The 23,045-nt window shown below is 46.5% G+C and carries 16 protein-coding genes; 7 read left to right on the plus strand and 9 right to left on the minus strand.

Annotation, left to right across the window (positions count from 1 at the left end; all coding sequences use genetic code 11):
* The first annotated feature begins 44 nt into the window (after nucleotides 1-44).
* The 5 genes from J0M30_10980 (at nucleotide 45) to J0M30_11000 (ending at nucleotide 6,956) form a co-directional block, all read left to right on the plus strand.
* Nucleotides 45-506 carry a hypothetical protein gene (locus J0M30_10980; protein ID MBN8668017.1) on the plus strand — a complete coding sequence of 154 codons (462 nt, stop codon included), beginning with the start codon at nucleotides 45-47 and terminating at the stop codon, nucleotides 504-506.
* 156 nt (nucleotides 507-662) lie between these two features.
* Nucleotides 663-1,412 carry a DeoR/GlpR transcriptional regulator gene (locus J0M30_10985; protein MBN8668018.1) on the plus strand — a complete coding sequence of 250 codons (750 nt, stop codon included), beginning with the start codon at nucleotides 663-665 and terminating at the stop codon, nucleotides 1,410-1,412.
* A 26-nt stretch (nucleotides 1,413-1,438) separates the two neighbouring features.
* Nucleotides 1,439-4,555 (plus strand): SusC/RagA family TonB-linked outer membrane protein, encoded by a 3,117-nt coding sequence (locus J0M30_10990; GenBank protein MBN8668019.1) that lies wholly within the window; start codon nucleotides 1,439-1,441, stop codon nucleotides 4,553-4,555.
* 19 nt (nucleotides 4,556-4,574) lie between these two features.
* On the plus strand, nucleotides 4,575-6,200 hold the full coding sequence (locus tag J0M30_10995) for a SusD/RagB family nutrient-binding outer membrane lipoprotein (protein MBN8668020.1): 1,626 nt from the start codon (nucleotides 4,575-4,577) through the stop codon (nucleotides 6,198-6,200).
* A gap of 18 nt (nucleotides 6,201-6,218) precedes the next feature.
* A complete protein-coding gene (locus J0M30_11000; GenBank protein ID MBN8668021.1) occupies nucleotides 6,219-6,956 on the plus strand; it encodes a DUF4397 domain-containing protein in 738 nt (245 codons plus the stop codon).
* A 162-nt stretch (nucleotides 6,957-7,118) separates the two neighbouring features.
* On the opposite strand, the gene J0M30_11005 is transcribed toward J0M30_11000, so the two are convergent.
* Entirely contained in the window at nucleotides 7,119-8,510 is a 1,392-nt protein-coding gene (locus J0M30_11005; protein MBN8668022.1) for a spore maturation protein, read from the minus strand.
* 218 nt (nucleotides 8,511-8,728) lie between these two features.
* Here J0M30_11005 and J0M30_11010 point away from each other — a divergent pair, with 218 nt between their 5' ends.
* On the plus strand, nucleotides 8,729-9,943 hold the full coding sequence (locus J0M30_11010) for a rhodanese-like domain-containing protein (GenBank protein ID MBN8668023.1): 1,215 nt from the start codon (nucleotides 8,729-8,731) through the stop codon (nucleotides 9,941-9,943).
* 100 nt (nucleotides 9,944-10,043) lie between these two features.
* On the plus strand, nucleotides 10,044-11,141 hold the full coding sequence (gene ychF / locus J0M30_11015; protein ID MBN8668024.1) for a redox-regulated ATPase YchF: 1,098 nt from the start codon (nucleotides 10,044-10,046) through the stop codon (nucleotides 11,139-11,141).
* Here the strand turns inward: ychF and J0M30_11020 are convergent, their stop codons facing one another.
* The 8 genes from J0M30_11020 to J0M30_11055 all read right to left on the minus strand — a co-directional run bounded on the left by J0M30_11020 (nucleotide 11,142) and on the right by J0M30_11055 (nucleotide 22,977).
* Complete coding sequence (locus tag J0M30_11020; protein ID MBN8668025.1) at nucleotides 11,142-14,591, minus strand: hypothetical protein; 3,450 nt, start codon at nucleotides 14,589-14,591, stop codon at nucleotides 11,142-11,144.
* A gap of 214 nt (nucleotides 14,592-14,805) precedes the next feature.
* Nucleotides 14,806-16,965, minus strand: coding sequence for a S9 family peptidase (locus J0M30_11025; GenBank protein MBN8668026.1), 2,160 nt, complete (start codon nucleotides 16,963-16,965; stop codon nucleotides 14,806-14,808).
* 122 nt (nucleotides 16,966-17,087) lie between these two features.
* Complete coding sequence (locus J0M30_11030; protein MBN8668027.1) at nucleotides 17,088-17,834, minus strand: succinate dehydrogenase/fumarate reductase iron-sulfur subunit; 747 nt, start codon at nucleotides 17,832-17,834, stop codon at nucleotides 17,088-17,090.
* An 82-nt stretch (nucleotides 17,835-17,916) separates the two neighbouring features.
* A complete protein-coding gene (locus J0M30_11035) occupies nucleotides 17,917-19,890 on the minus strand; it encodes a fumarate reductase/succinate dehydrogenase flavoprotein subunit (GenBank protein MBN8668028.1) in 1,974 nt (657 codons plus the stop codon).
* Nucleotides 19,891-19,935: 45 nt separating this feature from the next.
* Complete coding sequence (locus J0M30_11040) at nucleotides 19,936-20,655, minus strand: succinate dehydrogenase cytochrome b subunit (GenBank protein MBN8668029.1); 720 nt, start codon at nucleotides 20,653-20,655, stop codon at nucleotides 19,936-19,938.
* A 91-nt stretch (nucleotides 20,656-20,746) separates the two neighbouring features.
* Entirely contained in the window at nucleotides 20,747-21,316 is a 570-nt protein-coding gene (locus J0M30_11045) for a hypothetical protein (protein ID MBN8668030.1), read from the minus strand.
* Complete coding sequence (locus J0M30_11050; GenBank protein MBN8668031.1) at nucleotides 21,309-22,121, minus strand: N-acetylmuramic acid 6-phosphate etherase; 813 nt, start codon at nucleotides 22,119-22,121, stop codon at nucleotides 21,309-21,311. Before J0M30_11050 ends, J0M30_11045 begins: the two co-directional genes overlap by 8 nt.
* Nucleotides 22,122-22,131: 10 nt before the next feature.
* Nucleotides 22,132-22,977 (minus strand): N-acetylglucosamine kinase, encoded by an 846-nt coding sequence (locus tag J0M30_11055; GenBank protein MBN8668032.1) that lies wholly within the window; start codon nucleotides 22,975-22,977, stop codon nucleotides 22,132-22,134.
* Nucleotides 22,978-23,045 lie beyond the last annotated feature (68 nt).

Genomic DNA, 23,045 nt, shown 5'->3' on the forward strand with positions numbered 1-23,045 from the left:
TAGTGGCATTATTTTTCGTTTAAAGAATTATATAAAAACCACCAATGAATAAAAAACTAGTTTTTCTTCTGGTTGCCTTTTTCGCAGCCACCATCGGACTAAAGGCCCAGGATTATAAGACCGGTTTGGGTGTACGCCTGAGCACGGCAGGAGCAGTAGTCAACAATGCGATCACCTTTAAATATTTTTTAAATGAAAAATCAGCGATCGAAGCTCAGTTCGCTTTTGGGGATCCTACAGCTCTGGGCGTTTTATATGAAGTTCACAAGCCCCTCAACAATACCGAGGGATTGAAATGGTTCTACGGAGGTGGTGGTTATATCGGCTTTTCCAAACCCGACCCGCTACTGGGGGCACAGGGTGTGGTAGGTCTGGATTATAAGTTTCCCAACCTCCCGTTGAACCTGAGCCTGGACTGGAAACCCGAATTAAATATAGCCCCGGATATCAATTTTGAGGCTTCGGCACTGGGGCTTAGCATCCGGTTTACGTTTAACTCCAGGTAAATACCTGGTACAGCATAACCTCCCCGCAATCCCGCGAAGACAGCTCACCACCTGTCTCCGCGGGATTTTTGTTTTACCAACCGTTTTCTGCTTTTTTCCACTTTTTGCCGGAATTTGCGGGAATTTGCCTATTTTTAGTTTGGAACTACACTGCTTATGCTGAAACGGGAACGCCACGCCTACATTCTCCATCAGGTGAATCTGCACAATAAAGTGCTGTCATCCAGTTTATGCGTGGACATCCAGGTATCAGAGGATACCATCAGACGCGATCTGCAGGAACTTTCCGACCAGGGCAAGGTGATCAAAGTACATGGAGGTGCCCTCTCCCCCTCATTCAACGAAGTTTATTATTCCCCCAGCCAGGTGTATTCCCGGTCAGAGAAAAAGGCCATTGCCCAAAAAGCGGTATCGCTGATTGAAGATGGCATGTTCATTCTGACGGGCGGGGGCAGCACTATATTGGAACTGGCCAGATGTCTTCCTCCGCAATTAAAGGCCACCTTTATTACAGGAAGCATACCGGCCGTATTGGAGTATATGCACCACCCCACCATTGAGGTGATCGTGATCGGTGACAAGATCTCCAAAAGTTCCAAGATTACTGTAGGCGGCGAGGCCGTGGACAAGATCCGTCAGATTAAAGCGGACCTCTGTTTCCTCGGTGTGAACGCCATTGATATTGGCCATGGCATTACCGACAATGACTGGGATGTGGTGCAACTGAAAAAAGCGATGATCGAATCATCGCGGAAGGTCGTATGCCTGACCATTGCTGAAAAGATCAATACTCTTCAACCCATACAAGTTTGCTCCATTGGGCAGATCGACACCATCATCACCGAATTACCCGCTGATGATCCTGCCCTGCAAGCATACCGGGAAGAAGGCATTGAAATACTGTAACTGCTATTTATTTTAAAAAACTCGCTATGAGAAAAATTCTGCATGCTCTAGTAGCCGTTCTGTTGTTGTGGGGTAATGCCCTCTATGCACAGCAAAAGAACATCTCCGGTGTGGTCACTTCCACCCAGGACAAGAACCCTATAGCCGGGGTGACCGTCAAGGTGAAAGGATCGAACACAGGAACCCAGACGGATGCGTCCGGGAAATTCACCATTGCCGCCAAACCCGGCGATGTGCTTCAATTCTCCTATGTTGGTTATGAATCCATCGAGGAAAAAGTAACCTCTTCCACGTCCACCATGTCCATTTCACTGACCAGCAAAGAGGTGGCCCTGGAAGAAGTGGTGGTAACCGCCATGGACATCAAACGGAATCCACGCGAGTTGGGTTATTCTGCACAAAGCCTGGGCGGTAAGGAAATTGCCGAAACCCAACGGGAAAACTTCCTGAATGGCTTACAGGGACGGGCTGCAGGTTTGACCATCACACCCTCCAGCGGTTCTGCGGGTGCATCTTCCTCCATTGTCTTGCGTGGGTTTAACTCCCTTTCCCTGAGCAATGAACCCCTGTTCGTTGTGGATGGTATCATCATGGACAACCAGACCGTGAATGAAACCTCCAATGGTGGTCAGGGTGTAGGATTGGCTTCCGACCGGCCCAACCGGAACAATGACTATACCAATCGGATCGCTGACCTGAACCCGAATGATATTGAAACGATCACCATCCTGAAAGGACCAGAGGCCACCGCGCTGTATGGCTCTCAAGCCAGTTCGGGCGCGATCGTGATCACCACCAAAAAGGCCAAGTCAAACAAACTGGCGGTGCAGTATGATAATAACTTCAAGTTTCAACGCATCACCCGTTTTCCTGAATTCATTGATAAATACACCAATGGTACCAACGGGTCCGAGTCCAATATCTTCCGGTATTTTGGTCCCGCTATTCCCGAAGGCACCAAGTTGTATGATAATATTCACAACTTCTTCCGCACAGGTAAGACACAAACACACAACCTTGGAGTTGATTTTGGGGTAAATAATTCAGTGTTTCGTTTCTCTGCCTCCTATCTCGACCAGGAAGGCGTAGTACCCAATAATGATTATAAGAAGATCAACCTGCGTCTTTCGAATACCACCCGGATCGGAAAAATGGTAGAGATCATTCCCTCTATCTCTTTTGTCCGCTCGGAGAATAAGAAGGTATTGCGGAGTGCTGGTGGTTATATGCTCAGTTTGCTGATTTGGCCAAATGAAAACGATATCCGCAATTTTGTAGATGCCAACGGTTCAAAATTGCCGTTATTCAATGCTAACGCGAACGCTGACTATGACAACCCGTTCTTTAATACAACATTCAATAAGAGTGAAGACGAAACAAACCGGTATACAGCCAGCCTGGGTATCAATATTACCCCCACAGATTGGTTAACACTTGCCGGCCGATTTGGGTACGATACCTACGAATCAGAAGGCTTTACACTATATCATCCCCAGTCATTTTTTATTGCCTCTTCCCTCAATGGTCAACTGGATAATTACTGGAGAAAATACAAAGGATATAATCACACAATTACCGCCACTGCGAAGAAGAAAATCGGTGATTTCAGTGGCCGTGTAATGGTGGGTACCATGTGGCAGGATTATGAAACACAGATGTTTGCCATTGTGGGAAACAAGTTGACCTCCCCTACTTCCACCGACTCTTCCAATACGGATCCGACAACACGTGTACGATTGCTCCGTAACAATTTTGGAGAGTTCAACCAACAGATCATACGTCAGATGGCTTATTTCGGCGAAGCCGCAATCAGTTATAAGAACATGATCTTCCTGAACTATACCCATCGTTTTGAAGAAGCTTCAACCCTACCCTCCAAAAACAGAAATTATAATTACCCTGGCGCCAGCCTCAGTATGATCATGTCAGATCTCCTTCCGGGGATCAAGAAAGGCGCCATCAGTTACTGGAAATTGCGCACGTCGCTTGCCAGTACGGCCCGTTTGAATTCGCCCTATTCCACCCAATCTGTCTTTGTGAACAATTTTGCTTCTGGTGGAGGTTATTCATATGGATTTAATAATAACAATCCTGACCTCGTTCCGGAGAAGCAAAAAACCTATGAAATTGGTACTGAGATCAAGCTTTTCAAGAGTAAGTTGGGGATTGACCTCGCCTTTTATAATACACTCAACGAAGACCAAATTCTTGAGAACTTCCGTTTAAGTTACGGGACAGGATATGTTTTGAATACCCAGAATGCCGGTAGTACCCGTAACCAGGGAGTTGAATTTACGTTGGATGCTTCTATCATCAATACAGGTGATTGGGGATGGAATATCCGCGTTAATTTCAACCGCATGTGGAATAAGGTAGTTAAACTGCCCAAAAACATTTCAGAGTTCTATCTGGCTGATACGTGGTTATATGGTAATGCCAGAGGAGGTATTGTATTGAACGGGCCTACCACCTCAATCACTGCCTATGGCTATTCAAGAAACAATGCGGGAGACATACTGATAAATCCCTTGAACGGGTTCCCCATTGTTGATGCTACCTTCCAAAAAAGAGGTGACCGCAACCCCGATTTTACTATGGGTACGATCAACAACTTCAGGTATAAAAACTGGCGCTTCAGTTTCCTCTGGGACTTGAAAGTGGGTGGTGATATTTTCAATGGAACTGAAATGTTCCTTACCGGTGTAGGTCGTAGTTTCCTGACAGCTGACCGCTTCACACCCCGCGTGATTGAAGGAGTACTGAATGATGGCAAACAAAATTCAGCCAATCCGACAAAAAACACCATTGCTGTTTTACCGGCTTATAATGATGCTTATTATACCAGCACGGGTGCGTGGCCTGAAGAAGCCTTTATCCAAAAGGATGTTAACTGGTTCCGTCTGCGTGATGTTTCCATCAGCTATAATTTCCCCAACACCATGATCAGCAAGATCAGAGGGTTGAAGAGTCTTGGTTTCTTCCTGACCGGGAACGACCTGATCCTCTTTACCAACTATAAAGGGGCCGATCCTGCAGTGAATGGCGTTTCAGCGGGTAGCCGTGGTGTAGGTGCCTTTGGATTTGATTATGGAACCCTGCCGACACCTGTCAGCTACAACTTTGGCATCAGGGCCGGATTCTAAACAATTAAAAAGAATTGAAATGAAAAATAGATTCAAAATTATACTGGCAACTCTTGGGACGTTGACCTTGGTGATTAGCGCCTGTACCAAGAAGATTGACGAAGCCTTCAACAACCCCAACGCACCTACCAAAGTTCCTGTGGAGACCCTTCTGCCAGGCATTATTGGGAATTTTGTTGGTAGTTCAGCCGCTGCCGGAAGTGCATACGGTATCGCTAATGATGGTTTATATGTTGGTCGTTATGTACAATACTGGGGAACAAATACAGCCGGTAATCAATACGATCAAATGGGAGGCGCGACTGGAGCAAGCGATGTTTTGGGATCGGTTTGGGCAATGCATTACTTTGGTATGGGACAAAACCTGAACAAGATGATTTTTTGGGGAAAAGAAGAGGAGAAATGGGATTATGTAGGGGTGGGTTATGCCATACGCGCCTGGAGCTGGCTTACCCTGACGGATATGTATGGTGAAGTCATTTTAAAAAGGGCCTATGATGTTGACCTGCTTACATTTGAGTACAGCACACAGGAAGAAGTATATGATTCTGTTCAAATCAACTGTCGCACCGCATTGGCCTATTTAGATCGTACGGATGGCCAAGCCAGCCAGGCCAACCTGGCAAAAGGTGATGCCTACTTTTTTAATGGTGATGTGCAGAAGTGGAAGAAATTTGTTTATGCTGTTTTGGCAAGAAGCTTTAATAGGTTGTCTAACAAATCGGTATACAACCCCGATTCCGTGATACACTATGCAAACCTGGCGATGAGCAGCAATGCGGATAATGCTATGGCCAAATTTGCCAATACGGGCATTACCGGAACTTCGAATTTCTATGGCCCGTACAGAAACAACGTTGGGGCCCTGCGGCAAACCGGATTCATTTGCGACTTATTAAATGGGAATAACCCCTCTTTCTCAGCTGTAGTAGATCCCCGGGCCTATTACCTTCTTCGTCAAAACACCAATGGAACTTTCCGTGGAGTGTTGATGAACAAAGGAACTTCGGGATTGGCAGCTGGTGACCAACCTCAAAATTTCTGGGGAGGCACTTTTGGTACCACCACGCCCCCAACCCTCGATACCGGTTGCCGATACATCTTTAAGAATGGGGCACCCTTCCCTGTAATCACCGCCTCAGAAGTTCAGTTCATGAAAGCGGAAGCCTTGTATCGAAAAGGAGATAAATCAGGCGCATTGGCTGCCTATACACTGGGTATTAGCCTGAGCCTGGATATGCTCACTGGTACATATAATGATGGAGTCCCTAGTGCCTACCAAATTACGCCGGCCATTAAAGCGGCATTCCTTGCTAATCCAGCTGTCGTGCCTTCTGCTGCCAACCTTAGATTGGCGCATATCATGCTGCAGAAGTACATTGCCTTGTATGGCTATGGTGCCATAGAAACCTGGACTGACATGAGGCGATTCCATTTTACAGATCAGGAAGGTGGTGTGCAAGTGTATACAAGCTTCACCCCACCATCGGGTACGGACCTCTTTATCAATAACAATGGAAAATGGGTTTACCGCGCCCGCCCACGCTACAATTCAGAGTACCTGTACAATGTGGCTGAATTGAACCGGATCGGGGCCCTGGCACTGGATTACAATACTAAAGAACAATGGTTCTCCCAACCTTAATCAACCAAAACTTAGGACATGAAACGAATGAATTTAAAATATAGTGGTCTGATCCTTCTGACGGGAGTGCTTGTGCTGGGCGCCTGTAAGAAAGAGTTCAACAAAGTGATCACCGACAACACGGATCCCGATAAGAGCTATTTCCGGCTTTATAATGCGGCATTAAGTACCACGCGTAATTATGTATATGTAAATAACATACAGGTTACAGGGGCAGCCGTGGCCTATGCGGGTCTGTTCCCTTCGACTGGATATTATACCTCCGTTGTTCCAGGTGGCAATCAGATCCTGATCAAGGACACATTAGGCACTTCCGCCCAAAACCCCATTTCCTTTAGTGCCGTATTTGAAAAAGGAAAAAGGTACACTGTGTTTACCTATGATACACTGGCAACGGTCAAGTATAAAATGGTATTTGATGATATCGTAGTACCAACAGATACCACCGCACGAGTGAGGTTTGCCAACATGATATTCTCCTCCGTGTCGATCCCCAATGTAGATATTTACTCTACGCGCCGTGCATCGAACGTGTTCTCGAATATCCCGTCCACAGGTGTTACACCCTTTATCCCCTATGCATCGCAAAATGACACTTTGTATGTAAGGGCAACGGGTACAACCACCAACCTGGCTACTTTGTCAAATTTCTTCCCCACACAGAAAAGAAGCTATACCGTTATTTTCCGTGGAAGATACCAGACTACAGGTACCACCGGTGTGGCCAGAACGCTTACCTCGTTCTCCAATTATTAGTCACATAAGCAGCAGTATAGAAGAAAGACCGTTCCGATTCCTCGGAGCGGTTTTTTCTTTGTGTTCTTCGTGCTTCTTTGTGTCCTTTGTGTCCTCCTACGCAAGAGTGGCGTAGGAGGACACGAAGGACACAAAGAAGCACGAAGGACACGAAGTAGAATACTAACCGAAGAATAGATAGGCAAGAAGGATGGACGTGATTATACCTGCCAGGTCGGCAAGCAGCATGGCCCCCACCGCATAGCGTGTATTTTTAACGCTGATAGATCCGAAATAAACCGCGATCACATAAAAGGTGGTATCAGAAGATCCTTGTAGCACACAGGCCAGGCGACCGGCAAAAGAATCGGCGCCAAATGTTTTCATTGTGTCCAGCATCATTCCCCGGGCACCACTGCCACTTAGGGGTTTGATCAGGGCAGTTGGTAACCCGTCTACAAAACGGGTATCTGTTCCCATAGCCGCAAAAAGATATTTGATCCCGTTGATCACCACATCAAAACTGCCACTGGTACGCAGCATGCTTATGGCTACCAGCATACCCACGATATAGGGAATGATCCGTACAGCGGTTTCAAAGCCGCCTTTGGCACCTTCTACAAAGGCATCAAACACATCGATCTTCTTATACACCCCTCCCAGTACGATCAATAGAAAAATCGCCAGGATGACCCCATTGCTCATGACCCCGGAAAAAGCCTGGGCCGACTTTCCTTCAAGGCTTGTTACATAGGTCACTAATAAGGCAATCAGGGCCGATATACCCAATATCCAGCCTAATACCACAGGTTGAAGGAGGTTGATTTTTTGTTTAAATGAAACGATAAATAAGGCTGCTATGGTAGCCACAAAGGTGGCTATCATGCAAGGGATAAAAATATCCGTTGGATTGGCTGCCCCCAGCCCCGACCGGAAGGCTATGATGGTTACCGGTATCAGCGTAAGCCCTGAAGCGTGGAGGGCCATGAACATGATCTGTGCATTCGAGGCGACGGCCTTATTAGGGTTCAATTCCTGCAGGCTTTCCATGGCCTTTAATCCAAAAGGTGTGGCGGCATTATCCAGGTTCAATAGATTGGCGGAAAAATTCATGAGCATATGCCCGGTGGCCGGATGGCCTTTGGGAATATCCGGAAATATCCGGGAGAAAAAAGGGCCAATGATCCGGGAAAGGAATCGAACACCCCCTGCTTTTTCGGCGATATTCAAAAAACCCATGAATAAGGCCAATATCCCCACCAGCGGGAGAATGATATCCATGACGGCATTCTTAGCCGTTTCAATGATGCCATCCACTTTCCGAACCAGTTTTTTCTGAATGGAAACATAGGTGAAAGAAGTAAGTCCGGGATGGTTGGAAAGAAGGGTATTAACCGAGTCAGTTTGATTGCCATCCGACAAGAGTACGGTAGCCCTTACCGGATCTGAGGTTTTATGGTACCCATACTCGCGCAGCAGATCCCCGTATTTCTCAGATAACCCCTGTTTGACAGGGTTTCCCAGAGCATAATAATAAACACTGTCATATTTATCTGAGGACTTGCCTACCACCATCCGGCTGAAGATCGTCTTATCTCCACCAGCCATACGGATTCCCGCTACAAGAATGGCGATGATGACAAAGGCAGACCATATCCTGCTTAATACCATAATTTCCCTTTAATGCCTGAAAATAAATCAAAAATCCGGTTCTGTCCCCTGAAACCTGCCTTTTGTCATTTTCGTGCAGCTGATAGGAAAAAAATGGCTACCTTTTTTAAAATTACAATCCCATGCGTCTGTTAATATGCCTGCTATTCATGGGTATGCTTGCTACTGCTGCTGCACAGCCCTATCGGTTTGACAATAAACTATTCACCAACATTTTTCCGGAAGACCTGTGTGATGCATTCACAAAGAACCCCGGCTATGTGATTATAGACGTGCGCAGTCCGGGTGAATATGCCGATACCTCAGGATTTGATGGGGCCAATATTGGTCGATTAAAAGGCGCCCTCAATATCCCTGTGGGCGAACTTCCCAAACGCTGGAAGGAATTGGATGCCTATAAAGACAAAGCTGTCTTTCTGTATTGCTCCCATAGCCAGCGAAGCCGCAGGGCCTCGAAATTTTTAAGCGATAGTGGTTTTAGCCGGGTATTCAATATCAATGGGGGTATGTCGCGTATACTTTCTGAAAAAAATAAAAAAGAGTATTGCCTGAATGATATCTATACATCCGGACTCCCCTATCGTTGGCTGACGGCAAAAACAGTGATGGAAAACAGCATTGAAAAAAATCCGTTCTTTATTATTGATACCCGGTCAGACTCTGCCTATAGGGGTATTGCTTCAGCAGAAGCCCTGAATCATTTAGGGAAGATAAAAGGCGCCACCCATATTCCAGCCGATCAGATCATGGGTTCACTTAAAAAGATACCGCAGGATAAACCACTTCTCCTGATCGATGCATTTGGAGAGGATGTGACCAAAACAGCCCGGCTTCTGGTGGAACAGGGTTATACTGAAGTGAATGTACTCTATGGCGGACTGGAAGATTGGATCGAGGCTGCTTTGTTCTATTCCATCCCTACCGTTATCCGGCATCAATCGAACTCTCCTTTCAAAATGGCAGGACCTGAACAGGCGGTTGCCCTTATCAACGACGACAATTCATTGATCATTGATATCCGTAAAACGGAGGTTTTTGAAAACAAATCACCCGATAGCTGGGAAAACATAGGTCACCTGAAGAAAGCCGTGAATGTGCCTGCCAAACAATGGGAAGACGGTCACCTGATGGCCGATAAAAAGAAACCGATACTGATCTATTCGATCTCTATGAATGATGAGGTATTTAAAACAGCCCTGTTGATTCGTAAACTGGGGTTCAAGAATATCTATATACTGCATGGTGGTCTGTGGGGATTCCGTAGAAATGCAAACAACCTGAAAGGGAAAATGAACTGGAACGATCTGGTGGTGGATGTACCAGAGGCGAACTATTAAAGAGCTTATTAATTTAACATTAAGGCCCCTGTCCCCACAGGGGCCTTTTCTGTGTCAAATTCATGCAAAGTCAGTAATTTTGCCGCCTGAAAAACAAAGCATGGCATTACAAGCAGGTATCGTAGGACTTCCCAATGTTGGTAAATCCACCCTATTTAACGCAGTGAGTAACAGCGCAAAAGCGCAGGCAAGCAATTACCGGTTCTGTACCATTGAACCCAATGTAGGCCTGGTGGATGTACCGGACGAAAGGCTGAATAAACTGGCTGAACTGGTGGTCCCTAACCGGATCGTACCTACGCAGATCGAGATCGTGGACATTGCCGGGCTGGTACGGGGGGCAAGTAAAGGAGAAGGCCTGGGTAATAAGTTCCTGGCCAATATTCGTGAGGTAGATGCCATCATCCAGGTCATCCGTTGTTTTGAAGATGAAAATATCCTGCGGGAAGAGGGACCCATCCATCCGGTTGGCGACAAGGAGATCATCGATACGGAGCTTCAATTAAAAGATCTGGAAAGTGTGGAGAAGAAGATCCAGAAGACCGAGAAGCAGGCGCGTATTGACCCCAAACTCAAAGCTGAATTGGAAGTGCTGATCCGCTGTAAGGATCATCTGGAGAAGGGTAAAAATATCCGTGAACTCGAGATTACCAAAGAAGAAAGGCCTGCCATTGCCGATCTCTTTTTGCTGACAGAGAAACCCGTTCTGTATGTGGCGAATGTGGATGAAGCCTCCATGCATACGGGCAATAAATTCTCCCAACAATTGATCGAAGCGGTAAAGAATGAAAAGGCCCAGGTCATCATCATGAATAATTCCATTGAGGCCCAGATCGCGGAAATGGAAGACATGGATGACCGTCAGCTCTTCATGGAAGAATACAAAATGACCGAGCCTGCGCTTAACCGGTTGATCCGCTCCACCTATAAACTCCTTGATCTCTATACCTATTTCACAGCCGGTGTACAGGAAGTGCGTGCCTGGACCATTCACGAAGGATGGAAAGCCCCACAGGCTGCGAGCGTGATCCATACAGATTTTGAAAAAGGGTTTATCAAAGCAGAGGTTATTTCCTATGCCGACTTTGTACAGTACGGATCAGAAGCTGCTTGCCGCGAAGCAGGTAAACTCAGGATCGAAGGAAAAGAGTATATAGTTAAGGATGGGGATGTGATGCATTTCCGGTTTAACGTATAACTAAAACAAGGCCCTTACTGTCGCCCTGCCCACATGGACCGTTCTGGCCGAACCGGGTTTTCGGCCTTCATATTGCAGGTTTAATTCCACATTATTCAATAACCGCTTGGTGTAGTCAAGTGTCCAAAGGAAATTTCGACCGGGTAATAACCCATCCAGCATGATATAACTCACTGTGGTATTGGTCGGATGATCGTATTTGATATTATTCACCGTCATCTTGGCCATGATGGCCGAGTTTTGAAGCACTGTGTATTTTGTCTCAAGAGTAATGGCATGGGAAATGGATACCTCTCCCCCATATACAGGATCATTCTCCTTCCGATCAAACCTGTACCCGGTCATGAACTTAAATTTGGTGCTTCTCAAAAAGGTCAGCCGTGGGTCCAGGGTGATCAGGTCAAGATCATAGTTTCGGTTGGCAAAACCAGGGGTAAACAACCCGTTCTCGCCTTTTTTACCCGCCAGGTCCAATTGGAATGAGGGACTGATATTCCATCGAAAACGGGTTCCCCATTCTTTCCTTCGGCGGCTTTCATATCCATAGGTCAATAGAGATTTATCATTCCGGATATTGGAAGTAAAATCAAGCACCCAGACAGAACTCTGCCGGTTAATGGAAAAGATATTGGTGAAAACAGATCCCAGGGTGATCAGCGAAGTATCCTGCAGGGATAATTTTACAGGGTTCAACTCATATCCACCTTTGGAGACGGATTTATTGGTAACCTGAAAACTGGAACGGAAATTCAATCGTGACAATAATTTTTTCATTCCCTTCAGATCCGATGTCTTGAACATCGCCCGTGGATTAAAACTGGCTTCGTAGTTGAATTGAATATAGTTGGCCTTGAGAAACTGATTGGTGGGGGTAAATATGCGGATGAATTTGGCCTGGTCGGTAAACTGCGCCAGTTCAAATTCATTCAATTGCTGGATACCATCATTGTTATAATCATTCCAGGTAAATTCACCTTGTCCGGCAGGTACTTCAAGATAGGTAAGATCACGGCGTTGCTCCTGCCCTGTTCCTAACTCATACAGTACATAGCCCGAGAAAAGGCCTTTGAACTCATTGTTGACTTCATACTTGACACGTCCCAGTACCGTTTCATCTTCTTTTTGAGGTGAAATGCTGTTGAGTACCTTTAATTTTCGATAGGTGGCATTAAAGGCGACCTGGTGTTTATCATTGGCCCTTAGCTCGGTACTGAGCGAAAAATTATAACTGCGATCGCCGCGTATGAATTCCTTCGCGGAAATGTATTTATCCGAACGGGAGAAGAAACTTAATCCATACCGGTTCTTTTTCTGTTCATCCGACCGCAGGTAAATGGTATAGGTATCAAAATAAAAACTCAAGGGGGTCAGTGTATCTGTCGCTTTGCTTTTCACGGTATTATTCTCCACCGCGTAGTTTACACCCAATCGCCAATCTTTGAGTTTGGTGAATTTTTTGCTGAGGTCAATTACCGGTCGCAGGTAGGCTCCCTGGCTATTATCCGCATTGAACTGAGTCAGCATGAACTGATTGTTGAAGGTCCAACCGCTCCAGTTCGCATTGTGTTGAATAGCCTGTTGCCAACCTGAATAGATATCCCCTCTCCGGTAATGCGAAAGACGGTAATCCAGACTATGGTTTTTATTGTCCTGCAATCGTGCCGATCCGCGAAATATTTGTTCATTGGCAGCGGTTACATTCAGGGGTAAACCAAAATCACGGGCAAATTCCACACTCCGCAGTCGCTCGAGGGGCTTGAATCGGCTCTGCACATATTCGTAATCAAATCCGGTGGCGAGTCTTAACCGTCCGGGACTGGCTGGCCTTAACTCCTTATTTGAATTGATCGTGAATTTCGCGGCAAATCCCTGGTCATCCCCACTGTGTACTTTTGAAAAAGTATTTGGATCATATCGGCTCATCGCCAACTCGGTTTTTAGCAAAGTGTTTTTGCTTAACTTATAATCCATCCCCAGACTGAATACCTGTTGTCGCTTGGGTGTGACCAACAGGATAACAGGGTCAAAGTTTCCTTGTTTTACACCCGATATCCGGTCAATATATTTGAACACTTTTCCATTGGCCCCGTTGAAGTCGGGGGCGTAATCTCCTTTACCCTGACCTACTTCTATAAAAGACAGATTGTATAAGGCCACTGAAGGATCTGTAGAATACCGGTAAAAAGAATCAAGCCCTGTCCCGTTGTTAAAATAAACTTTCTCATATAGAACCTTACCCGCATCAAAGGCGGTATCAAAGATGGCCGAGGGGTATAATGCATTTTGAATGGAATCACCCAGGGTACCCAGAAAAGCCTTTTGTTCGGTAGACAGTACCTGGTTGATGGATGAGTTGCGTGCATCACTGTTGTTAAATGCCCCGAAACGCAAGGTGAATTTCTCCCCAAAACCCAATTCCTGCGCCAGGTAAAGATTGGCATTCAGATAATTTCTGTCCGCATATTCAAATTCCACCTGAATACGGCTATCCTTGGTGATCATGCGTTTGGGGGTAAAGGTCACTTCAGCGGTGGAATAGTTCACAACATAATCCTGGTCTTCCCCCCTTTGCAATAATTGTCCATCAATGAACACTCTCTCTGTTCCAGCCAGCACAATGAAATAAAGTTCGTTGTTGGCACCGGTAAGCCGATATGGTCCCTGGTTCCCTTCGAGTCCCTGAAAAACATTACGGGTAAATTTTCCTTTGGCAATGGAGCCACTGACCAGTGTTTTTGAACGGGTCTTTGCACCGGGGGCAGATTGCGTCTGAAAGGAAATTCCCTGTAAGCGTTTATAAAAATTGAGGAAATAAGACTGATTTTGCCGGATATCGATATCTCCCAAATTGAGCTGCCAATTCTTTCTTTTGAATTGGAGGTATATCTGGTCAAATTCATTTAGCTGTTGTGTAGTTCCATCTGGTTGAATGGGAAGGTTATTATCGGTGATAGCTGCGCTGATCTCGATGCTATCCCCTAACATTCCATTCAAGGTGAGGTTCAGGTTGGAATTGACCACGGCATCCTGGCTGTTTCCAAAGGAAATGCCTCTGTCAAAGCTCCCGTTATATTGGATATTCCCAAAATCAAAGATCCCGCGTTCAGGGGTTTCAGGACCGTAACGGAATGTCTTTGGTTCGTAGTAAAACTTATAACTGATGCTGTCAAAATTCAGGCGTTGCGTAACCGGATTGATCTTTCCAGGAAATACCCGATAAGTAACTGTGATGGTTGGATCGGCAGGTCTTTTTTTCCAAACCAATAAGGCATTAATAGCATCGAGTGTATAGGTGTCGGGAGCAATGCGATCAATCGAAAAGGTGCCGGGGATAATGCTTAACGAATCAATCAGGAGTGTATCGGTTGGAGAAAGGGGTATAACTCTCTGGCGCAGATTGGACCTGGCCAGTACCGGTTTATCTTCCGGAACCTGTGCCTTGGTATCCAGTGCGAAGAGCCATAGGAATATTAGACCAAGTATCAGCCGTTTTCGATACAAAAGCAGCCATTTTTATACTAAGCGTAAAATTGAGGATTTTATTGCGTAAATCGTTCACATTCATGTGGTTTATTAATTCCTGGCGTCCCCTTGCGTCTTTGCGCCTTAGCGGTAAAGTTTAACCGCCAGGACGCAAAGGCACAAAGGGGCGCCAGGAGAATAACTATTTATTAATTCCCTCGAGGGAAAGAAGGAAGGCAAACTGAAGGGCGGTTTCCTTAAGGTCATCAAATCGACCGGAAGCTCCACCATGTCCCGCTTCCATATTGGTTTTCAACAACAAAATTCCATTTCCGGTCTTTTTGGCGCGCATTCTCGCCACCCATTTGGCAGGCTCAAAATATTGAACCTGAGAGTCATGAAGCCCTGTTGTCACCAGCATATTGGGATAGGCTTTTGCCTCCACATTGTCGTAGGGTGAATAGGATTTCATGTAGAAATATGATTCCTTATTGGCCGGGTTGCCCCATTCATCGTATTCGTTGGTGGTAAGGGGTATGCTGGGATCGGACATGGTGGTGACCACATCCACAAAGGGAACTCCTGCAATGATACCGTTCCAAAGTTCAGGGGCCATATTGGCGATAGCACCCATGAGTAAACCACCAGCACTGCCTCCTTCGGCATACAAATGTCCCTGGCCTGTATATTTTTCACTGATGAGGAATTTTCCTGCATCAATGAAGTCATTAAAGGTGTTTATCTTCTTCATCATCTTGCCATCCTCATACCACTGACGGCCCATTTCCTGTCCACCACGGATATGTGCAATGGCGAATACAAAACCCCGGTCAAGCAGGCTTAATCGGGCGCTGCTGAAATAGGCATCCGAACTACTGCCGTAAGAACCATATCCATTCAGGAGCAACGGAGAGGATCCATCTTTTTTAAACATACTGGTTTTATACACCAGGGACACTGGCACTTTTACCCCGTCGCGGGAAACAGCCATGATCCGTTCGGTTTTATAATCCGCTTTATTGAAATTACCCAATACCGGCTGTTCCTTTTTCAGGTCCTTTGCCTTTGTTTTCATGTTATAGTCAAACACTGAATTGGGAGTGGTCATGGACGTATAAGAATACCGCACCACTTCCGTATTGAATTCCGGATTGGAACTTGTATAGGCCGCATAAGCGGGTTCACCAAAATCAAGATAATGTTCAGCCCCTGTTGCTACATCACGGATCCGCATTTGCAGCAGACCTTCTTTCCGTTCTGTTATCACCCAATAGTTTTGGAAAAGGTCCACCCCTTCCAGCAATACATCATCGCGGTGTGGGATCACATCCTTCCAGTTCTCACTGGTGGTAGCCGTCACCGGTGTTTCCATCAGTTTGAAATTCTTGGCATTCATATTCGTGGTCACCAGAAATTTATCTCCCCAATGGTCAATCCCGTAAAGGACATCTTTCATCCGTGGCTGGAAAACTTTAAACGGCTGATCTGGTGTTTCCGCGTCAAGGATGCGGAACTCAGACGAAAGCGTTGCGCTGGAATAAATAACCAGGTAGCGGCGTGATTTGGTTTTATAAACGCCGATATAATTGGCGGGATCTTTTTCTTCATACACCACCACATCCGATGAAACGGGCGTTCCCAGCACGTGCTTCTTGATCCGTTTGGTCAGCAAGGTTACGGGATCATTTTCTCCATAGAAGAAAGTCTTATTGTCACTGGCCCAGGCACCAGAACCACTGGTACCAGTGATCTTTTCGGGATAGACCTCCCCTGTTTCCAGGTTCTTTACCTGCAGAACATATTGGCGGCGGGAGATGGTATCGAGACCAAAGATCATCAACTTATTATCCGGGCTGATATTGTAACCCGAGGCCGCGAAATAGCCATGGCCTTCGGCCAATTTATCGGCATCCAGCAGCATTTCTTCCGGCGCATCCAACGATCCTTTTTTGCGGCAATATTTGTAGTACTGCTTGCCTTCATCGGTCCGGCTGTAGTAGTAATATCCATTGTTCAGCACGGGCACTGATTCATCTTTCTCCTGGATACGGCCTTTCATCTCTGTAAAGAGATCTTCCCGAAGTTGTTTGGCACCGGCCATCATGGTGTCGAGGTATTTGTTCTCCTCTTCCAGGTATTTGACTACTTCGGCGCTTCGGGGGCCTTTCTTAAAGAAATCGTTCATCCAGTAATACTCGTCTATCCGGGTATCACCATGTGCCACCAGGGCCGTATCGATTTTTTCGGCTACAGGGGGTTTTATACCCTCGGGCCATTTATATGGTTCTCTTTTCACGGTGTCTTGATTATTACAAGCCAATAGAAATAGCAGGGCTGCGGGCAGAAGTTTGTAGGCAGGCATAATTTAAAAATTTGATGCCTGAATATACGAAAGTGATAAATATTGGCCGGAAAAATTGGATGACCGGAACGAAATACAGATTCCACGGATTTCGTGGAATCTGCGAGATCTGGCATTCATTCTTAGTCTGCTGTCAACCCAGCCATCAGGTATTCTGAATTCAACCGGGCGATATTGGCCAGGGAAATTTCCTTGGGGCAGACGGCCTCGCAGGCACCGGTATTGGTACAGGCACCAAATCCTTCTTTATCCATTTGGGCGATCATGTTCAGGGCCCTGTTCCGGCGTTCGGGCGACCCTTGGGGCAACATGGCCAGATGGGTCACTTTTGCGGACAGGAAGAGCATGGCCGAACTATTTTTACAGGCGGCTACGCAGGCACCACAACCGATACAGGCGGCTGCAGCAAAGGAGGCATCTGCTTTATCCTTCTCAATGGGAATGGCATTGGCATCTACCGCATTCCCCGTATTTACTGAAATAAAACCACCGGCCTGAATGATCCGGTCAAATGAACTACGGTCAACCACCAGGTCCTTGATCACAGTAAATGGATTGGCTCTCCAGGGTTCAACCACGATCGTTTCTCCATCCTGAAAAGCGCGCATGTGCAATTGACAGGTGGTGGTAGCATGCCATGGTCCATGGGGACGACCATTGATATACATGGAACACATTCCGCAAATACCCTCCCGACAATCATGATCAAAAGCGATCGGTTCCTTTCCTTCACGGATCAGACGTTCATTCAATACATCAAACATTTCAAGGAAGGACATTTCGGTCGAAATGTCTTTCACATCATAGGTCACAAATTCCCCGGATGTATTGCTGTTCTTCTGTTTCCAAACTTTGAGCGTGAGGTTGATATTTTTGTGTTCCATAGTCGAAATTCGGTTTTTATTACTAGGGGCTAAAAGCTATTAGCCTTTAGCTATTAGCTTTTTGGTATTATTTATAACTTCTTTGAGTGGGTTTCGCTACTTCAAAGTTCAGTTCTTCCGTATGTAATTGCCATTGGTGATCGCCTTTATATTCCCAGGCAGATACATACGAATATTGCTCGTCGTTGCGTTTGGCCTCTCCTTCCTCGGTCTGGCTTTCTTCGCGGAAATGTCCCCCACAGCTTTCATTTCTGTCGAGTGCATCCAGACACATCAGTTCGCCGAGTTCAATAAAATCGGCCACGCGGTTGGCCTTATCCAATTCGGTATTCATTTCATTGATCTCTCCGGGGATACGTACATCACTCCAGAATTCTTTTTTCAACTGTTGAATTTCCGCAATCGCTTGTTTTAATCCTTCGGCATTGCGGGCCATTCCGCATTTGTCCCACATGATCTTACCCAAACGCTTGTGGAAGCTCTCTACGGTTTGCGTTCCTTTGATATTCATAAGCGTTTCGATACGGTCACGCACCGATTTTTCTGCCTCCTCAAAGGCCGGGTGATTAGTCGGGATCGAGTTGGTGCGAATATCATCAGCCAGGTAATTACCCAATGTATAGGGGATCACAAAGTATCCGTCGGCCAGCCCCTGCATCAGGGCCGAAGCACCCAAACGGTTAGCTCCATGATCAGAAAAATTGGCTTCACCCAATGCATATAAACCGGGAATGGTTGTCATTAGTTCATAATCCACCCAAATTCCTCCCATGGTATAGTGTACGGCGGGATAGATCCGCATCGGCACTTCGTAGGGGTTTTCGCCGGTGATCTTCTCGTACATATCAAAGAGGTTACCATATTTTTCTTTGACCACTTCTTTCCCCATTTTAATGATGGTGGCTTCGTCGGCATTGGCAAGGCCTTGTTTACCCGCTTCAATGCGACCATACCGTTTGATGGCATCTGCATAATCCAGGTAAACGGCTTGTTTGGAGGTACCCACACCAAAGCCTGCATCACATCTTTCCTTCGCAGCGCGGGAGGCCACATCACGCGGAACCAGGTTACCAAACGCAGGATATCTTCTCTCCAGGTAATAATCTCTTTCCTCTTCGGGTATCTGCCCCGGATGACGGTTATCTCCTTGTTTTTTGGGTACCCAGATACGGCCATCGTTCCGGAGCGATTCTGACATCAGTGTCAGTTTGCTCTGGTGATCACCCGACACGGGGATACAGGTGGGATGTATTTGGGTAAAGCAGGGGTTTCCAAAATAGGCCCCTTTCTTATGTGCTTTCCAAATGGCGGTCACATTGCTACCCATGGCATTGGTAGAAAGATAGAATACGTTACCATAGCCGCCGGAGCACAACAATACGGCATGACCGAAATGGCGTTCGAGCTGACCTGATACGAGGTCGCGGGCAATGATCCCCCGGGCTTTGCCATCAATAAGTACCACCTCCAGCATTTCGTGGCGATTGTACATTTCTACGTTACCCAGAGAGACTTGTCTTTCGAGGGCCTGATAGGCGCCGATCAACAATTGCTGCCCTGTTTGTCCGGCAGCATAAAAGGTCCTTTGTACCTGTGTACCACCAAAGGAGCGGTTGCTCAACAGGCCACCATATTCACGGGCAAAGGGTACACCCTGCGCCACGCATTGATCAATGATATTGGTACTTACTTCGGCCAGGCGGTGTACATTGGCCTCACGGGCGCGGTAGTCACCTCCTTTTACCGTATCATAAAAAAGACGGAAGACACTGTCTCCGTCATTCTGGTAATTTTTGGCAGCGTTGATCCCGCCTTGTGCAGCGATCGAGTGGGCACGACGGGGACTGTCCTGAAAACAAAACGCTTTTACTTTATAACCTAATTCGCCAAGAGCGGCGGCGGCTGATGCACCGGCCAGTCCGGTACCGATAACGATCACTTCCAGTTTGCGTTTGTTCGCGGGGTTGACCAGCTTCACATGTCCTTTGTAATCCGACCACTTCTGTTCTAAAGGTCCTGCGGGTATTTTTGAATTAAGCATAATCCGGTTTGAAGATTTGACTATGTGATGATTTTGGATTCAGGATCAAAGGGCCTTTCCTACCCAGCCCAGTTTCATACTGATGGGCATGAGGGCAAAGACCAATGAAATGAGGATGGAATAACCCACCCCGGCAGCACGGATCAGCCCCATGTATCGGGAATTTGATACCCCCAGGGTGCGGAAGGCACTCTGGAAACCATGCAGCAGGTGATAGGCCAGCGATACGCAAGCCAGCACATACACAATCACGACCCACCACTCGGAAAAGGTTACCTGCATCAGGGTGAACATATCATGCGATACTCGTCCATTAGATAATGTAACTGGCAATTCCAGACCAGCATGGGTAAACCGGGAAGGGATCCAGAAATGCCACCAATGCAAAAGGAGGAATAAGAAGAGAATGGTACCCAGCAGTCCCATGGAACGGCTGTACCATTTGCTTCCCCGGTTACTGAGGTTTACGGCATATCCTTGTTTACGTTTGCTTCTGTTCGATTTCTCCAAGGCAAAACCCTGGAAAATATGAACAAGAAAACCGGCGATCAGCACCACTTCCATCAGGCGGATGACAACCGTTTTGCCCATGAAATCGGCGGCACGGTTGAACATATCCCCATCATCGGTGGGATCCACTACATCCTTAAAAATGCAGGCATTGATGCCGGCATGGACCACTAAAAATGTAATGAGGAAGAGTCCCGTTACAGCCATCACTATCTTCTTGCCAATCGAGGAGGTAAATATTACAGACCAGTTCATAATCCAGATAAATTGAGGTAGGAACTTAGATACGGCTGCAAAAATAACGACCGAGGCTCAATATTGTTAAGAAATATAAAAAAAAGAAGCCTTAGGAAAGGGATAACCTTGAACGAAGTTCCCCATCTATCTTTCGGAAGAGATGAAAAGGTTTGTAGACACGCCAGTCCGGTATCTCCATCATTTCCACAAAACGGTCGAGGCGGGCCTTTCGAAAATCGTATTGGGTAGCCTCAGGCATATTAAGTACGGCCACCCAACCCTGTTGGTCGGCAGATTCCTCCCACCATTCCTGGTAATAGTCCGGGTCGCCAGAATGGAAATTGAGCACATTCTCTGTTACCAGGATAAATTTTCGGATACCCTGGTCATTAAAGGCATCAATCACATCCCGTTTAAGGGTCATGATATCATTTTCAATGGCATCATTCCACTCCCCGATCAATTCGATCACGGCATACTGTTCGGTATAGTCGGCTATCAACACTTTAAGATAAAGTGTACGGCTGCCAAACTCATCCCATTGAGGATGGATATAGTAATTATAAACAGTTTGGGAAAATTCAAACTCGGAGTAAAGGCGTCCATAAAAGGGCGAGCGATCATCTTCTTCGCTGGTATAAATGTGTCGCCAATTGTAAAATGGTTCAATATCATGCATAGCTTTCCACCGCTTTTCGGACACTGCCATGTTTTAGCAGCAATTCCTTCGCTTGTTCGTAATCTTTCAATTGCAAACGTTCCATCACCATTTTTGTTCCCCTGTCCACCAATTTTTCATTGCTCAATTGCATGTTGACCATCTTATTATCTTCTACCCTGCCCAATTGGATCATGATGGTGGTAGAGATCATATTCAGGACCAGTTTTTGGGAGGTTCCGCTTTTCATCCGGGTACTACCGGTAACGAATTCAGGCCCTACTTCCACCACTACCGGAAAATCGGCTGTGGCTTCGAGTGGTGAACCGGGGTTGTTGGTAATGCAACCCGTAAGTATCCCTCTTTTCCTGCATTCTTCCAGGGCCCCGATCACATACGGGGTGGTTCCACTGGCTGCGATCCCGATCACAAAATCTTTTTCATTCACCGCATGGTGGAGCAGGTCATTCCACCCTTCTTCGCGGCTGTCCTCTGCAAATTCTACAGCCATCGTAATAGCCTTTTCACCCCCGGCGATTACGGCGATCACCAGTCCGTAAGGCACCCCATAGGTAGGCGGACATTCAGAAGCATCTACAACTCCCAGGCGACCCGATGTTCCCGCCCCAACATAAAAGAGCCGGCCTCCGGCCAGCATACGGTCAGCAGCCGCTTCCACCAGTTTTTCAATGGCTGGAATGGCCCTGGCCACCGCGGCAGGTACGGTCTGATCCTCCTGGTTGATATTCGTAAGTATCTCCCCTACCGTCATTTTTTCCAGGTGACGATAAGGGCTTGGTTGCTCCGTGATCTTTTCAAAAGACATAACCGATCTGTTATCTGTAATAATCAATAAGTCCCTCCATGGGGTTTTTCATCACTTTCCCCAGTTCAAATTCATACGTACGGCAAAGTTCTGTCAAAACATCCTTAAATCCATAAGCCACCCCTCCCACAAAATGCACCGGGTAACGCCAGATTTCTGGATATTTATTCAGATGGGCATAAAAGAAATCATTCAATCCGTCTTCAATGATGTTCTCCACCATATAATGCCCCCGGTTTTCAGCCAGAAAAACGGCAAAACCCGCCAGATACCGGTTGGGGAATGGTTTTTTATAGACATGATCCAGTATTTCCATCCGGTTGGTGGCATACTTGATATTGAAGCGGTAGGTAAGTTCTTCATCAAAGGTTTCGTAGAGATAATATTGCACTACTTTTTTACCCAGGTAGGCCCCACTGCCTTCGTCGCCCAATACATAGCCCAGTCCCGGGCGGTTACGCACCATTTTCTTTCCATCAAAAAAACAGGAATTAGAGCCGGTACCCAGTATACAGGCTACCCCTTTTTCATCGCCACAAAGCGCCCGTGCCGCGGCCATCATATCGTGGTCGGCATGGGCTTTGGCACCAGGAAAGACCTTTCGCAAAACTTTTTTTATGAGGCGGACATTATCCGGATTGGCGAGACCGGTACCATAATAAAAAATATCGTCCGGCATTTGCTTCTTAAGCTTGGGCACCAATTCTTTTAACAATACATTTTCTATCTCTTGTGGCGACAGGAAATAAGGGCTAATGCCCTGGGTAATGATCGTTCGCTTCTTCTTTCCCTCCAGCAGGCACCATTCTGTCTTGGTAGCCCCGCTATCAGCGACCAATTTTATCGTCTCTGGCATGAACTTCGCAATTATTGTGTTGTTTTAAGGACTGGGGAGTTGACCTGGGTTCGGCTCAAATCAGTTAT

The organism is Chitinophagales bacterium, from assembly GCA_017303415.1.
Taxonomy (GTDB): Bacteria; Bacteroidota; Bacteroidia; order Chitinophagales; family Chitinophagaceae; genus SpSt-398.

What these genes read in the sequence shown, in the direction of transcription:
- J0M30_10980 (MBN8668017.1), top strand. Translation starts at nt 45, where the DNA reads ATGAATAAAAAACTAGTTTTTCTTCTGGTTGCCTTTTTCGCAGCCACC.
- J0M30_10985 (MBN8668018.1), top strand. Translation starts at nt 663, where the DNA reads ATGCTGAAACGGGAACGCCACGCCTACATTCTCCATCAGGTGAATCTG.
- J0M30_10990 (MBN8668019.1), top strand. Translation starts at nt 1,439, where the DNA reads ATGAGAAAAATTCTGCATGCTCTAGTAGCCGTTCTGTTGTTGTGGGGT.
- J0M30_10995 (MBN8668020.1), top strand. Translation starts at nt 4,575, where the DNA reads ATGAAAAATAGATTCAAAATTATACTGGCAACTCTTGGGACGTTGACC.
- J0M30_11000 (MBN8668021.1), top strand. Translation starts at nt 6,219, where the DNA reads ATGAAACGAATGAATTTAAAATATAGTGGTCTGATCCTTCTGACGGGA.
- J0M30_11005 (MBN8668022.1), bottom strand. Translation starts at nt 8,510, where the DNA reads ATGGTGGTAGGCAAGTCCTCAGATAAATATGACAGTGTTTATTATTAT.
- J0M30_11010 (MBN8668023.1), top strand. Translation starts at nt 8,729, where the DNA reads ATGCGTCTGTTAATATGCCTGCTATTCATGGGTATGCTTGCTACTGCT.
- ychF (MBN8668024.1), top strand. Translation starts at nt 10,044, where the DNA reads ATGGCATTACAAGCAGGTATCGTAGGACTTCCCAATGTTGGTAAATCC.
- J0M30_11025 (MBN8668026.1), bottom strand. Translation starts at nt 16,965, where the DNA reads ATGCCTGCCTACAAACTTCTGCCCGCAGCCCTGCTATTTCTATTGGCT.
- J0M30_11035 (MBN8668028.1), bottom strand. Translation starts at nt 19,890, where the DNA reads ATGCTTAATTCAAAAATACCCGCAGGACCTTTAGAACAGAAGTGGTCG.
- J0M30_11040 (MBN8668029.1), bottom strand. Translation starts at nt 20,655, where the DNA reads ATGAACTGGTCTGTAATATTTACCTCCTCGATTGGCAAGAAGATAGTG.
- J0M30_11045 (MBN8668030.1), bottom strand. Translation starts at nt 21,316, where the DNA reads ATGCATGATATTGAACCATTTTACAATTGGCGACACATTTATACCAGC.
- J0M30_11050 (MBN8668031.1), bottom strand. Translation starts at nt 22,121, where the DNA reads ATGTCTTTTGAAAAGATCACGGAGCAACCAAGCCCTTATCGTCACCTG.
- J0M30_11055 (MBN8668032.1), bottom strand. Translation starts at nt 22,977, where the DNA reads ATGCCAGAGACGATAAAATTGGTCGCTGATAGCGGGGCTACCAAGACA.